Raw genomic sequence first — 14303 nt, 5'->3', positions numbered from 1 at the left:
TTTCATCGTAGCGTCTCCTTGCGAGTGATTCGATATGCAGCCTGTGTTGGCTCCAGATACGTCTTAACTATCGCAAGGCCTGTGCCAGCTTTTTTGGTTTTTATATTCTTATGTTTTTCAATGGGTTATAGATTTGTGAGGCGTAGTGCCATCATGCGAATCGCAAACTTAGACGGTTTCGATCGTGCAGATTGCACGTTAGTCGTTTGGTGGCAGGGTGAGTTTGCTCGGGTGGAGGGGCGAATAGGTGCGGTGGCAGCGTAATTGGCTATGCGTATGTATTGGGATTGGAGTGTGGTCGTAGGAGGAGAGTTGTCAGGGTGCGAAACAGGGAGGCCGCATGCGGTCAAGAGCGGTCGGCAAGTAGCAGCAATATTCAGACCACCTCCTGATTGTTAAGCGCACCAGAATTTACGGATAATAATTCTCGTTATTTTCGCCTAAATAATTGCAAAGGTGATATTGATGAGTTATCTGATATATATCCCGATAATATCTTTAAATATAACACTACCCGTCGCATCAGTTACTTTAGCTTCCATTGTGTGAAGTCCGCGATAAGCTGTCGAGTCAGTATGGGTCTGAGTGTGGGCCCTGAAGAATTCTGTCGAATAGAAATTATTTTTGATAATTGAGGCTTTTGTCATAGGAAAAACCCCTTGTTCCCCTTTCTCTTGAGCTTCTTTACCATGGTTTTGTTTTATTAATTTTAACTCTAGCGGAAAACTTTGACTATCGTAAACAGTTTTGCCAAATACGACCTTGAATTTAAGTGTGATATCTTTGTTAAGCATTTTTGATATCGATGGGTACTCGACTAATCTATCGTTCTCTACGATGAAGCACTTAAATGATATTCCAGTGCATGACACCAATGTTGAGTTTGAATGCGATTCTTTTAGGTCAGTCGGAAAGGGTAGAAGATCTCTATATTTAGCATGATTCAGCTCTCTTACCTTATATGTATGAACCTTTCCCTCTTGATCTGTATAAGATTTAGGAAGCTTAGGCTGCGGAAAGTTTTCTCTTTCACCTTGTTTATTGGTTTGGGTGAGAGTTTTGATTTTTGTGTAATCTTCAGGTAGGTCGATTTCTTCCATGATATTTTGACCGAGCATCGACTTGTTTTTACCTGCGATGCCTTGAAGCTTAGCCGCAACATCCACAAAGAAGGAGGTTGGTGTTACTTCGTAAACACCTTTAAAGCCGTATGACGCCCACAGTACGTCATTGTCAGATCCATAGTCCAAGCCAATGCGAAAACCCAAATAGTCGGCCTTGGGATTCTGCACATATTTCTGTTCAAGCACAGGAATGATTGTGCCCGTCATCAAAGACTCAAGAACTGATGCGCAATTAATAGCATTAATTATGCTGTCGTCTTTATCTTTTGCTTTTCCTCCAAAAAAGGCTAGCAGTGCGTCTCCCATGAATCGATGAACATGTCCATCCATAGCAAGTACGGTTTCAGCCGCAGCTTTTAAAATTGTATTCTTGATGGCTATAACCTCATGAAGCTCGTATATAAACGTAAGTCTTGTAGAGTTTTTTATATCTAGGAAGAGCGAACAAATATAGTGATGCTCTTGTTTGTCAGTTTCAACGAGGTGCATAAAGTCTGGATGAGTCCCGATCTTGCTCTGGTTGAGCCCATCCCTTCTGAATGAAGTGCGAATGTCTTGTTGGACTGATTCCTGATCAAATGAATCAGATGTAGCTGAAGATTTTTCAATGTGCTCATCGAAGCTTTCAATTGATGCTCGGTGCAGTGTTCTATCCATTGCGCTAAAGTGACTTTTACTATTCTTCCTTATTTCTGAATCTAACATTCGGGAGAAAGATTCTCTTGAAATACCTTTATTCAAAGTAGATCCCTCTATGGTAGGGTGTTAATAATAGAAGTTACAAGGAGTGCGGAAATAAAAAAGAAATGTAGGCACAAAATAATAGATAGCTTCTGAATCATCCAGAACTTTTTAGATACAATATTAGCCAGGGTGAATACTTGCTCGCTCAAGTCATCGAGATAATCTTCATTTGATACTTGAGTGATCCGTTTAGCATATTCATTAGAACCATTTTTAGCGGCTGCTATATCACCATAGAAAATTAATGACTTCCCTATGTTTCTGTCCGGGCTGCTAAAGGTTACAGGGAAGATTGTCAAGCATGCCATCAACATGCAAATGACTGCAGTAATCAATCCAAGACAACCGAACAAACCAATAGATACGGTACTCGTAGTTGGGTGTGATACTTCTAGCTTGCTAAGCAGTGTTAACGTTAATGCTATGACTGCTGTACAGTAAGACATGATGATTGTGCATTTAGTATTGGTAGTGCCAATATAAGCATCTATTCGTTTGATTACCTCAAACTGATTTTTTATCTTTAACTCTATAAGGCTACTCAAGTCATTCTCGTGAATTTTATAATCATTTATGAAAGCCCCTTTTAATTATTAGGGAGAAATAAGTTTAGAGACAAAATTTCAATTGCATTCACTGGCTGCTCTAACATGCAAGGGCATTGAAGATGAGGCAACGTCTCTCCGCGCCTAGCTACCTTTGTGCGTCCTGTTTGCTTGACTAATTCGTTGCTTCTGATTGGTTTGTTTACCTCTAGCAGGCACCTTGCGATCGTTTTTAACCATGGGTACCGACTGCTACTGGCCGAGAACAGCCTGCTAAGGCGACGACGCCCCTTGGTCAAATCCTTGCAATTTCCCAAATAAAGTTTGTGGCCAAAGACAGTGCTTTAAAACAACCCCAACTGGCCGCCAACTAAAGTACTGAAGTCGTCATCAACAAACGGCAGAATGGCGTCCGCCACCGGTTGCAGTTGGCGAGTCAGGTAGTGGTCGTAGTCGATGGCGGCGCGGCGAATCTCGAGTGGTTCGGGGCCGTTTTTGCTGATGACGTAGCTGATCCAGCCGCCGTTCTGGTATTGCATCGGCCGGCCCAGCTCGGCGTTGTATTCGTCGGCGGTGCGGGCGGCGCGTACATGCGGCGGTACATTACGTTGGTAATCGTTGAGCGGTCGGCGCAGGCGCTTGCGATACACCAGCAGGTCATCCAGCTCTCCCGCCAGCGTGCGTTGCACGTAGTCGCGCACATACGCCTGATACGGCTTCTGGTCGAAGATCAGTTGATACAGTTCGCGCTGGAACTGTTGAGCCAGTGGCGACCAGTCACTGCGCACGGTTTCCAAGCCTTTGTAGACCATTTCCGAGGTGCCGTCGCTGCGCCGCACCTTGCCGGCGTAACGCTTCTTGCTGCCTTCCTCCGCGCCGCGGATTGTCGGCATCAGGAAGCGGCAATAGTGGCTCTCGAACTGTAATTCCAGCGCACTTTCAAGGCCGTGGTGCTGCTGCAAATGGGTCTGCCACCATTGATTGACTGTGGCGACCAGCTCGTGGCCGATACGGGTTGCGTCGGCCTCGCTGTGAGGGCGCTTGAGCCAGACAAATGTCGAGTCGGTGTCGCCGTAAATTACTGCGTAACCCTGTGCTTCGATGAGCTCGCGGGTCAGGCGCATGATTTCGTGGCCGCGCAGGGTGATGGAGGAGGCGAGACGCGGATCGAAGAAGCGACAGCCGCTGGAGCCCAACACGCCGTAGAACGCATTCATGATGATTTTCAGCGCTTGCGACAACGGTGCATTGTGCTCACGTTTGGCTGTCTCGCGGCCTTCGGCAACCCGCGCCACTATAGACGGCAGGCAATGGGTTTTGCGCGAGAAGCGTGCGCCTCTGAAACCGGCGACAGAGTGTGCGTCATCCGGCTGCTGCAGGCCTTCGATAAGTCCGATTGGGTCGATCAGGAAGGTGCGGATGATCGAGGGATACAGGCTCTTGAAGTCGAGCACCAACACTGAGTCGTACAAGCCCGGCTGCGAGTCCATCACAAAACCGCCGGGGCTGGCTTCGGGGGGGCGCTCACCCTGATTGGGCGCGACATATCCCTTGCGGTGCATCAGCGGCATGTACAGGTGCGTAAAGGCGGCCACTGAACCGCCGCTGCGATCCGCAGGCAGGCCGGTGACACTGGCGCGCTCAAGCAGAAAGCGCAGCAGTTCGGTCTTGTCGAAGATGCGGGTTACCAGTTCGCAGTCCTTGAGGTTGTAGTGCGCCAGCGCCGGTTTGTCTTCGGCGAACATCCGGTTGATTTCATCCATGCGCTGGTATGGCGTGCTGATCGACTTGCCTTCGCCCAGCAGGGTTTGCGCGACGTTTTCCAAACTGAAGGAAGGGAAGCTCCAGGTGGCTGAACGCAAGCCTTCAATGCCGTCGATAATCAGCCGGCCAGCCGCTTCTGCGAAGTAGTGGCTACGGCTGCCATGTTCGCGCCAGAGCATTTCGCTGTTACCGCGCCCAAGCAGCAGGGGCACGGCGAGCCTGCGCGCGTGCTGGTGAAGTATGCGCAGGTCAAATTGCACCACGTTCCAGCCGATGATCGCGTCGGGATCGTGGGCGGCAAACCACTCGTTGAGTCGCTGCAACAGCTCGACCCTTGAGGCGCAATACTGCAGGTTGAAGTCGAGCGGGGTGGCATCACCATTCGCCGGGCCGAGCATGTACACATCGCGCTGGCCGCAGCCTTCGAGGGCAATAGAATAGAGCTCGCCATGCTCGGTGGTTTCTATGTCCAGCGACACCAGCCGCAAAGTCGGGCGATAGTCTGGGGCAGGCTTGAGTTGCGCGTCGGTCACGATGCCGTGTGCATCGACGGTGCCTGTAAAGCTCACACCGGCGGTGATGAATCGCTCCATCAGGTAACGCTCGGGCGGGCGGATGTCGGCCTCGTAAACATCCACGCCGCTTTTGCGCAGCATTTTGTCGAGCTGCATGAGTTGGCGGTACTGCTGGCAATACAAGCCAAGTACCGGGCGTTGCTGAAAGTCGCGCAAGCCCAGCGTGCGTAACTCGCAGCCCGTCTCGTTGGCTAGCAGGGCTTCAACTTGCTGGCGCTGCTCGGCCGGAATAAACGCAACCGAGGTTTGCAGCGGCAAGCGCAACTGACGCGGGCCCTGATCGGTTGCCAGCCAGAACTCCACCACGCTGCCGCCTGGCGTATCACGCCAATGTCGCGACAAAATAAAACCGTGCTGAAATTCCACTACGCCCATCCGCCTCAGGATTAAGTGGCTGATTCTACCTGTCTGAAGCGGCGACTGTGCATTAACCGGGCGAGCTGCGAAATTGCACTCCGTTTAATCGGCGGCTTGGATTCGACGTGACTGCCGTTTGCAATTTTTATGACTGTAAATTGCTTCGGATATGGCCAGTTCGCGTTGTGGCTATGATCGGTAGGAATCGGCCATAAGCGGTCAGTCGCGACGGGGGGCTTACGGAAAAAATGATTGCCTTGATCTGTACATTGACAATGGCACAGTAGCGGTTCGCTTTTACGATGTGGAACGACCGGCAGCTGCATACAGCAAAGGCAAATTAACATCGGCGATTGAGGATTTCAGTGCACTGTCATTCCCCGGCCAAGAATCCTAGTCCGGACATTGGCGCTCGGAGGACAGAGCATCTAGGCTGACAATGCTTGGCCAAACAGTTAAATACCCCCCTCAAATGTCATCTGCGAGTCTCTTCAAGGAGGCCGCGATATCTGCCTTGGCTAGGTAGTTAAGCGACGCGCCAAGGGCGCATCACTTATTGGTGTCCATATACACGGAGGTGACATGAATAATCTACGAACCCTAATAACAACAGCCCTGCTCCTGACTGTCACGACTGTGCACGCAGAGCTCACACAGAACAATGCATTCACGCTCCCTGCACAGGATAGGCCCTATCTGGAGGCTGCCATTGATCGTCCTGAACAGGAGAAAGCAGCTGCCGCAAAACTCTCTGCGCTAGAGAAGAAGTTCGGACGTAAACCGAACATCCTCATTCTGCTGGTTGATGACATGGGCTGGGGAGACCCAGGGACATACGGCGGCGGCCTGCTGATCGGTGCGCCAACGCCACAAATCGACTCTCTGGCAGCAGGAGGCCTGAAACTGCTCAACACCTATGCGCAACCAACTTGCACACCAACTCGCGCCGCCCTGAACACGGGCCGAATCCCGACGCGCAGTGGTCTTACCCGGCCAACACTCAGTGGTGAGGTGCTCAAGGTCAATCCATGGGCAGAGGAAATCACCACCGCCAAACTGCTCTCTGATGCGGGCTATCGCACTGCGATGTCTGGCAAATGGCACCTAGGCGACGCTGACGGCAGCTACCCCAATCAGGTTGGCTATGACGAGTACTACGGCATCTTGTCGGTGATCAGCGACTTTAGCCAACAGCTCGACAAGCAGCGTTATCCCGACATGGTGTTACGCCCTGAGCGCCTCAAGGCCTTGCGGCAAACCAGTGAGCCGGCGATTACCAAGGGGATCAAGAATGGCAAACTGGAGGTGGCGGAAAAAATAACCACAATCGAGCAACTGGCCGAGATCGATCAAAAATTTGCTGACTTCTCTGATGATTTCATTCGTCGCAGCGCCAAAGACAACAAGCCGTTCTATCTCTACCACTCCTTCGGACGACTGCATAACGATACTTACCCGGCAAAAGGCTATGAAGGGAAAAGCCCCGCAGGCTTTCCTTACCGTGACGCCATGTTGGAAGTCGATGACATCGTGGGCCGCCTGATTGCAACGCTGAAAGAAACGGGCCAGCTGGAAAACACCTTGGTGTTCTTCACCTCCGACAACGGCGGCAACGAGGATCTCATGCCGGACAGTGGCTACCAGCCATTTCGCGGTGGCAAAGGCACAACCTGGGAAGGCGGCGTACGCGTCCCCGGGATCGCCTACTGGCCAGGCACAATTGCCCCCAACCGGATCAGTGATGGCCTGTTCGATCTGACCGACATGTTCAACACCTCACTGGCCCTGGCTGGCATCACCGACAAGATTCCTTCAGAGCGTTACATCGACGGCATAGACCAGACGTCTTTCCTGCTGGCTGACGATGGCAAATCCAAGCGTGATGCGGTGTTTATGTATGCCGAGAACGAGCTGATGGCTGTTCGCTGGATGGAATACAAAGTCCACTTCAAGGTCTTTCTCAACCAGGCCGTCCACCGCAACCTTGACGAAAGCACGGTGCAGAACCTGGGTATGAGCCCCTGGGTATATAATCTATATATGGATCCCAAGGAGCAGAGTAGCCAGGGCCACTCACGTTTCGAATGGGGACTGCCTCAGGTAATGGCTAGGGCGGGACGACACCTGGCCACTTTTGAGAAATATCCGCGTAAAGACATCGGTCTAAAAAAACCAGGTAGTTAGTCTCAGACCAAGCTAGTCCTGCTCGCTCTCCTCAGATATAGATTGCTTCTGAGGAGAGTGCGGCGCGGGATTCTTAGCTTTCAATACCGACGGCTAGTTCTTCGGCTTATTCAGATATCAGCTTCTGGCCGTTCTCTGCCGCTCACTCCCACAAGTTGCGCTGGTCGAATCCGATGCGAACGACTGCTCAGGCCTGTGTAATTACGCACTATCGAGTCGCGCAAATAAACAACCTCGGAAACGGGAGCAACACGCTGCCATCGGCAAGTGCGGGATACGCATTGCGGATCTGTTGCAGGTATTGCTCGGTAAACGCGTGTTGTTCTGCTTCATCAAGCGCCGCTAGAAAGGGCCGCAGTGCGGTGCCTTTGAACCACTCGACAATGGCTTGATGATTGGCCAGCGGGTGGTAATAGGTGGTGCGCCAGACATCGACCGCAGAGCAGTGCTCGCGGAGCAGGGCGTAGTAGAAATCGGGCGAATGGCGTGGCGGATGCCGGACTTCGGCAATCTTGTGCGCCCAGCGCGGGTTTTGCGCCACTTGGCGGGCAAGCACATGTGCAGGCTCTTGCAGGTTATCCGGCATCTGCGCCGCCAACGTTCCGCCTTTATTCAGTTTGCTGACCAGCTTTGGAAACAGGTCTCCATGTTCGGGCACCCATTGCAGCGAAGCATTGGCGAGGATGACATCGACATTGTGTGCGGGATTCCAGTCGCCGATATCAGCCTGCTCAAAGCGCAGTTCGGGCAGGCGCTGGCGTGCATCCTTGAGCATGTCGGCAGAGCTGTCGAGCCCGCTGACAGAGGCGTCCGGGTAACGTTGCGTCAACACTTGGGTGGAGTTGCCTGGCCCGCAACCGAGGTCGATGGCTGTTTGCACGTTTTGGGTGGGAATAGCCGCAATCAGGTCGTGAACCGGCCGTGTGCGCTGCTGTTCAAAGAGACTGTATTGCTTGGCTGACCAACTCATGGCGACGTCCCTGGCGAGGTGAGTATCGATAATGCGATGAGTGATACCCGCTTGCCAAGGCTGGGCGAGGTTTACTTCTGCCTGTGCATAGGGGAAGGTCTAGCAAGAGTTCAGGCCAGTGGTTTGTCTGATCCAGAGTTGAGGCCATGAAAATTATGACGCGCAGTGTAATGAAGGCGATTGTGACCACCGGCAATGGCGGCTATGAAAAGCTGGTTTATCAGGACGTGCCAATGCCTGTGCCGTTGGCGGGTGAAGTGCTGCTCAAAGTGCTGGCGGCCGGGGTCAATAACACCGAGATCAATACGCGGCTGGGCTGGTACTCATCGGCCATTACCGAGTCCACCAACACCGCCTCCAGCGAAGCGCTGACAGCCCAGAGTGGCGAGGGTGGCTGGAATGCAGCCACGCCTTTTCCGTTTATTCAGGGCACCGATTGTTGTGGCGAAGTCGTGGCGGCTGCCGATCACACACACGGGCATTTGTTGGGTAAACGGGTGCTGGTGCGCGCGTGTATGCGTGAGAACGGCTTTGATTCACTCGACACGTTGTGGATGGGCTCCGACTTTGACGGCGCGTTCGCCCAGTACGTGAAAGTACCTGCCAGTGAAGTGTTCCCGATTGACTGCGACTGGAGCGATGCCGAGTTGGGCACCATTCCTTGTGCATACGGCACGGCGGAGAACATGTTGCACCGCGCTAATCTGTTAGCGGGCGAGCGGGTATTGATCATGGGCGCATCGGGCGGCGTCGGCGTGGCCGCGTTGCAACTGGCCAAGCGCCGGGGGGCCACGGTGATTGCCGTTGCAGGGACCGAGAAGCTGGATGCAGTAGCCGGTCTTGGCGCCGATCAGGTGATCAGTCGTTCGGCGGATCTGCTTGAGGTGCTGGGCGAGAACGCAGTGGATCTGGTGGTTGATAACGTTGCGGGGGCTAATTTTCCTGTCGCGTTGAAGGTGCTCAAACGTGGCGGGCGGCTGGTGTCATCCGGTGCCATCGCCGGGCCAGTGGTTGCGCTCGATATGCGCGACATGTACCTCAAGGACATCACCCTGATCGGGACGACCGCGTGGGATGAGCCGGTATTTGCGAACTTGGTGAGGTATATCGAGCAGGGCGAAATCAGCCCGGTGTTGGCCGAAACCTTCGCGCTGCAAGACATTGTGCAAGCGCAACAAGCGTTTTTGCAGAAGCGCCATGTTGGGAAATTTGTGCTGATACCGTCTGCGCAATAGCCACAGAGTCCGGCTGATTTGCGCCGCTCTTTGGCGGGCAAGTCAGCCGGTTGCAGTTAGCTCACTACGCGGTAGCACGGCTCGTATGCAGCGCCTCCCGGCAGCTTCATGCGGTGTTGGTTGACGAATGCCTGCAGCAGTTTGTCGAGCGGCTGCATGATCGCGGCATCACCGTGAATATCATACGGACCGTGTTCTTCGATCAGACGGATGCCCTTGTCCTTGACGTTGCCGGCGACGATGCCGGAAAACGCCCGACGCAGATTGGCGGCCAATTCATGCGGCGGTAAGTCATGGCTTAATTGCAAGCTGGCCATGTTGGCGTGCGTTGGGTCGAACGGGCGCTGGAAGCTCTCATCGATCTTCAGCATCCAGTTGAAGTGGAATGCATCGTTACGCTCACGACGGAATTGTTTGACCTCCTTCAAGGCCGCTGTCATTTGCCGCGCGACTTCCACCGGATTGTCGATGATGATCTGGTAATGCTGCTGCGCCGCTTCGCCCAGCGTGGCACCGACAAATGCATGCAGTTGCTCAAGATACGGCGCCGCACTTTTCGGGCCGGTGAGAATGACCGGGAAGGGCAACTCGCGGTTTTCTGGGTGCATCAAAATGCCCAGCAGATAGAGAAACTCTTCTGCCGTGCCCGCGCCACCTGGGAAAATAATAATGCCGTGGCCCACCCGCACAAACGCCTCAAGGCGCTTTTCAATGTCGGGCAAAATCACCAGTTCATTGACAATCGGGTTAGGCGCTTCGGCGGCAATGATGCCTGGCTCGGTAAGGCCCAGATAACGTGCGCCGGTGATGCGTTGTTTAGCGTGGGCGATGGTTGCGCCCTTCATCGGGCCTTTCATCACGCCTGGCCCGCAACCGGTGCAGACATCCAGTGAACGCAGGCCGAGTTCGTGGCCGACTTTCTTGGTGTATTGATACTCCACCGTGTCGATCGAATGGCCGCCCCAGCACACCACCATTTTCGGCTCTGCGCCGGGGCGCAAGGTGCGTGCATTGCGCAGCAAATGGAACACGTAATCGGTGATGCCTTGCGAGCTGCTCAGGTCGATACGCTGGCTGTTGAGTTCGCTCTCGGTGTAGACGATATCGCGCAAGGCGCTGAACAGCATTTCGCGGGTGCTTGCAATCATCTCGCCATCGACGAAGGCATCGGCAGGCGCGTTTAGCAGCTCCAGACGAACGCCACGGTCTTGCTGATGGATATGCACCTCGAAGCTCTTGTAAGCGTCGAGAATGGTCTTGGCATTATCGATGTGCGCGCCGGTATTGAGGATAGCCAGCGCGCATTGGCGAAAGAGTTTGTAGGTGCTGCCAGAGCCGGCTTCGCTGAGCTGTTGTACTTCGCGCTGCGACAGCGTTTCAAGACTGCCCTTGGGGCTGACGGATGCGTTTATTACTTTTCTTTCTGCCATTCTAATTTCCCTGAAAGCGATACGACTGAGCTCGCTACGGCCAGTGCATCAGGATGGAGAGTGCCAATGACGCGTAGGTCAACCATTGTCGGTGCCCGCGCGTGACGAAAGCAAACGTGTGGCTGAATCCTCCGTATGGCATGCGTTGGAGAGAGCAGCGTTTAGGGGCTGCAGAACAGGAATGCCGATGTTTCTAGAATAGAACCGCCAGCGTGCTGTTATCAATTGGCGCGAGGTTTAACGCCGCAATATTTTTCGCCCGATTCAGGGCGGGCACTCCACTTAGCAAGTGTTTTCTTGTGCGCCTTTCGAGCGGTTTTTCGCAGGCACAAAAAAGCCCGCGCTGAGGCGGGCTTTTTGAAGATTGCGGGCGTCGATGAGTCGACAGTGCAATCCGGGATTTGGTCGGAGAGACAGGATTCGAACCTGCGACCTTCTCGTCCCGAACGAGACGCGCTACCAAGCTGCGCTACACTCCGAATAATCCAAATTGTACTGAAAAAGTTTTACAGTACAAGAGGTTAGCTCAAAAAATTTAACCACGCCTCAGTGCCTGAGAGCGATCATTAATCACGGGCCTCGGGCACTCATGCGCAGATTTCAAGCTAACCCGCGGGGTGAGTGCAGCTGTTGCTTATAGCTCTTTAACGCTGCGGATCTGGTCTTTGTTGACGCGGGTACGCTTACCATCCAATTGCTCGAATTCGTAGAAACCGGTGTCGTCGTCATAATCTGGAACGTCCAGAGACTGAATTTCCCGGCCGTCATTCAACGTGATCACGGAAGGCGAGGAGCACCCAGTCAGTGCGACCAGACCGAGGGCTAGCACAGCGGCGGCGATATACCGTTGATTCATTGTTTCTCTCCTGAGCTATAACGAAAGGTGTACATCCATTCGGACGGGGTAAAGCTTTTAAAGTTCCCCGTTTGTAAGTGATGTGTCGTGTGGCGAGTTAATTTAAGCGCTCTGGTGTATTCAAATTAGCCAGGCGAGGGTCGTCATTAGCGCATTCCACTGCTACCGGGTCGAGTGTGCGCAGCCAGCGTTGCGGGCTGCGTTCGCCGCGCTGCCAGGCCGCTTCTAGATTGTCTTTTAAACAGGTTGGAATCAGGCTGAACAGCGGCTCCCAGTAGCCATCTTGTCGCACCACAACCGGCTGTTTGCCAGCGTTTTCAATCAGCGAGCGAATCAGCGCATCGTCGACTTTCGGCGCGTCGCAGGGCAGTACCAGAAGCTGCGCGTGGCGGGCGACCTTGAGGCCGGCACGAATCCCGGCCAGCGGCCCTTCAAAGGTGTCAGATTCATCCTGCACCAGTTGATCGGCGTATTCGCTGTAGCGCGGCAGGTTGCGATTGCACGAGATGATCAAGTCGTCTGTCAGTGGCCGCGTGAGTTCATACAACCAACTTATCAGCGGTCGTTCCTGCCATAACAGCAGGCCTTTGTCGTGGCCGCCCATGCGTTGTCCTCTGCCGCCTGCGAGCAGTAAAACCGAAGTGAGGTTCTCGCGTGTTGGCGCATCCATGTCAACGTTTCCTGAGTTGGGCTTGTGATATAAATATGGCCATTGTCTCTAACTATTGGAAGCCTGCCATGAATCACAAGGCCGAGGCGCAGTTCGTGCCCCTGAATATAGCCGTACTGACCGTCAGCGATACGCGCTCACTCGATACTGACACCTCCGGGCAATTGTTTGTAGACCGCTTGCAGGCAGCCGGTCACAACTTGGCCTCGCGTGTGCTTCTGAAAGATGATCTGTACAAGATCCGCGCTCAGGTCGCGACGTGGATTGCCGAGGATTCAGTGCAGGTTGTGCTGATCACAGGTGGAACCGGCTTTACCGGACGCGACAGCACGCCGGAAGCGGTGAGCTGTTTGCTGGATAAAAAAGTCGATGGCTTTGGCGAACTGTTCCGCCAGATTTCGGTTGTCGATATCGGCACTTCCACCGTGCAGTCGCGCGCCTTGGCGGGGCTCTCGAATAACACCCTGGTTTGCTGCCTGCCGGGTTCGACCAATGCCTGTCGCACCGCGTGGGACGGCATTCTCGCCGAGCAACTCGACTCGCGTCACCGGCCCTGCAATTTCGTCCCGCATCTGCAAGTTGCCGATGCGTGTGAGAGTCGCGGATGAGTTGCTGTGATCAGCCTGGTTTGATGCCAGTCGAAGCGGCGCTTGAACGCTTGCTGGAGCAGGCGAGTGCTGGCGCTGCGCTGGAAATTGAGAGTGTTGAGTTGGCTGAAGCCGATGGCCGCGTTCTGGCCGAGCCGCTGATTTCCAGCCTGGATCTGCCGCCCTGGGCCAATAGCGCAATGGATGGTTATGCATTGGCTTTTGCCGACTGGCAGGGCACTGCGCTCCAGGTTAGTCAGCGCATTCAGGCCGGTACTGCGCCGACAACATTGCAGCCCGGCACTTGTGCGCGGATCTTCACCGGCGCACCGCTGCCGGCAGGTGCCGACACGGTTGAAATGCAGGAAAACGTCGAGCTTGCAGCCGATGGCAGCGTGCAGTTCAAGCACGCGATGCGCTTGGGCCAGAATGTGCGCGGCCAAGGTCAGGAAACCCGTGTCGGCGATACGGTGTTACCGGCGGGTACGCAGCTTGGGCCAATCGAATTGGGCTTGGCGGCTTCATTAGGTGCAGCCAGATTGATGGTGCGCAGGCGTGTGCGGGTGGCGGTGTTATCGACCGGCGATGAGTTGGTCGAGCCGGGGACGCCACTGGCTGCCGGGCAAATCTACAACAGTAACCGGCGCTTGCTGATGAGCTGGTTGCAGCGCTTGGGTTGTGAAGTGATTGATGGCGGCATTCTTGCCGATGACCTTGAGCTTACCCGTGCGGCGCTGGGTGCATTGAAAGGCGCTGATTTAATCCTTTCAACCGGCGGTGTGTCGGTTGGCGAAGCTGACTTTTTAGGTGAGGCGCTGCGCGAAGAAGGCGAGCTGACCTTATGGAAGCTGGCAATCAAACCCGGCAAACCGCTGACCTTTGGTCATTTTCGCGGCGTGCCGGTGCTGGGGTTGCCCGGTAATCCGGCGTCTACGTTGGTCACCTTCGGCCTGTTGGCGCGGCCTTATCTGCTGCGCCGAATGGGCGTGGAGAATGTTGCTCCACTCGGTTTCGAGGTGCCTGCTGGTTTTACCTGGAGCAAAGCGGGCAAACGTCGCGAATACTTGCGCGCGCGCATGGAGCACGGGCGCGTGGTTATCTATCCAAATCAGAGTTCCGGGGTTCTGCGCAGCGCTGCCTGGGCCGATGGTTTGGCCGAAGTGCTGGAAAACACCACGCTGGCTGAGGGCGACAGCGTGCGGTTTATCCCGCTAAGTGAGTTGCTGGGATAGTTTTAAAGTACAGCAAAACGCTCCGCACGG

The 14303-nt window shown here is 54.2% G+C and carries 11 protein-coding genes and 1 tRNA gene; 4 read left to right on the top strand and 8 right to left on the bottom strand.

The features are described from left to right. Window positions 1-470: 470 nt before the first annotated feature. From PMYSY11_RS13670 to PMYSY11_RS13660, 3 genes are all read right to left on the bottom strand, one after another. Complete coding sequence (locus tag PMYSY11_RS13670; protein WP_150549512.1) at window positions 471-1865, bottom strand: adenylate/guanylate cyclase domain-containing protein; 1395 nt, start codon at window positions 1863-1865, stop codon at window positions 471-473. An 11-nt stretch (window positions 1866-1876) separates the two neighbouring features. Next, the gene (locus PMYSY11_RS13665) at window positions 1877-2413 is read right to left on the bottom strand and encodes a Pycsar system effector family protein (RefSeq protein WP_150549511.1); all 537 of its coding nucleotides are present in this window, start codon (window positions 2411-2413) and stop codon (window positions 1877-1879) included. A 344-nt stretch (window positions 2414-2757) separates the two neighbouring features. Further along, complete coding sequence (locus PMYSY11_RS13660) at window positions 2758-5118, bottom strand: DNA polymerase II (protein ID WP_172970693.1); 2361 nt, start codon at window positions 5116-5118, stop codon at window positions 2758-2760. A gap of 573 nt (window positions 5119-5691) precedes the next feature. On the opposite strand from PMYSY11_RS13660, the gene PMYSY11_RS13655 reads away from it, so the two are divergent. After that, window positions 5692-7293, top strand: coding sequence for an arylsulfatase (locus PMYSY11_RS13655; protein ID WP_090508571.1), 1602 nt, complete (start codon window positions 5692-5694; stop codon window positions 7291-7293). 208 nt (window positions 7294-7501) lie between these two features. Here the strand turns inward: PMYSY11_RS13655 and tam are convergent, their stop codons facing one another. Continuing rightward, window positions 7502-8263 carry a trans-aconitate 2-methyltransferase gene (gene tam, locus PMYSY11_RS13650; protein WP_150549509.1) on the bottom strand — a complete coding sequence of 254 codons (762 nt, stop codon included), beginning with the start codon at window positions 8261-8263 and terminating at the stop codon, window positions 7502-7504. A 146-nt stretch (window positions 8264-8409) separates the two neighbouring features. Here tam and PMYSY11_RS13645 point away from each other — a divergent pair, with 146 nt between their 5' ends. Further along, window positions 8410-9498, top strand: a complete 1089-nt coding sequence (locus PMYSY11_RS13645) for an alcohol dehydrogenase family protein (RefSeq protein ID WP_197737977.1) — start codon at window positions 8410-8412, stop codon at window positions 9496-9498. Window positions 9499-9554: 56 nt separating this feature from the next. Here the strand turns inward: PMYSY11_RS13645 and ppnN are convergent, their stop codons facing one another. The 4 genes from ppnN to mobA form a co-directional block, all read right to left on the bottom strand. Beyond that, on the bottom strand, window positions 9555-10928 hold the full coding sequence (gene ppnN / locus PMYSY11_RS13640) for a nucleotide 5'-monophosphate nucleosidase PpnN (RefSeq protein WP_150549508.1): 1374 nt from the start codon (window positions 10926-10928) through the stop codon (window positions 9555-9557). A gap of 402 nt (window positions 10929-11330) precedes the next feature. Continuing rightward, a tRNA-Pro gene (locus PMYSY11_RS13635) sits at window positions 11331-11407 on the bottom strand. Window positions 11408-11562: 155 nt separating this feature from the next. Then, window positions 11563-11784 carry a YgdI/YgdR family lipoprotein gene (locus PMYSY11_RS13630; protein WP_069898878.1) on the bottom strand — a complete coding sequence of 74 codons (222 nt, stop codon included), beginning with the start codon at window positions 11782-11784 and terminating at the stop codon, window positions 11563-11565. A gap of 97 nt (window positions 11785-11881) precedes the next feature. Next, window positions 11882-12454: a molybdenum cofactor guanylyltransferase MobA gene (gene mobA, locus PMYSY11_RS13625; protein ID WP_150549507.1), complete on the bottom strand. Its 573-nt coding sequence runs from the start codon at window positions 12452-12454 to the stop codon at window positions 11882-11884. 68 nt (window positions 12455-12522) lie between these two features. Between mobA and moaB the strand changes: the two genes are divergently transcribed. Together moaB and PMYSY11_RS13615 are read left to right on the top strand one after the other, a co-directional pair. Continuing rightward, a complete protein-coding gene (moaB, locus tag PMYSY11_RS13620) occupies window positions 12523-13062 on the top strand; it encodes a molybdenum cofactor biosynthesis protein B (RefSeq protein ID WP_150549506.1) in 540 nt (179 codons plus the stop codon). After that, window positions 13059-14273 (top strand): molybdopterin molybdotransferase MoeA, encoded by a 1215-nt coding sequence (locus PMYSY11_RS13615; protein WP_150549505.1) that lies wholly within the window; start codon window positions 13059-13061, stop codon window positions 14271-14273. The genes moaB and PMYSY11_RS13615 overlap by 4 nt, the downstream gene beginning before the upstream one ends. The last annotated feature ends 30 nt before the right edge of the window (window positions 14274-14303 follow it).

Source organism: Pseudomonas marincola (assembly GCF_900682675.2).
Lineage (GTDB): Bacteria > Pseudomonadota > Gammaproteobacteria > Pseudomonadales > Pseudomonadaceae > Aquipseudomonas > Aquipseudomonas marincola.
The sequence above is the reverse complement of the archived record's forward strand: the minus strand, read 5'-3'. Positions and strand labels throughout refer to the sequence as shown.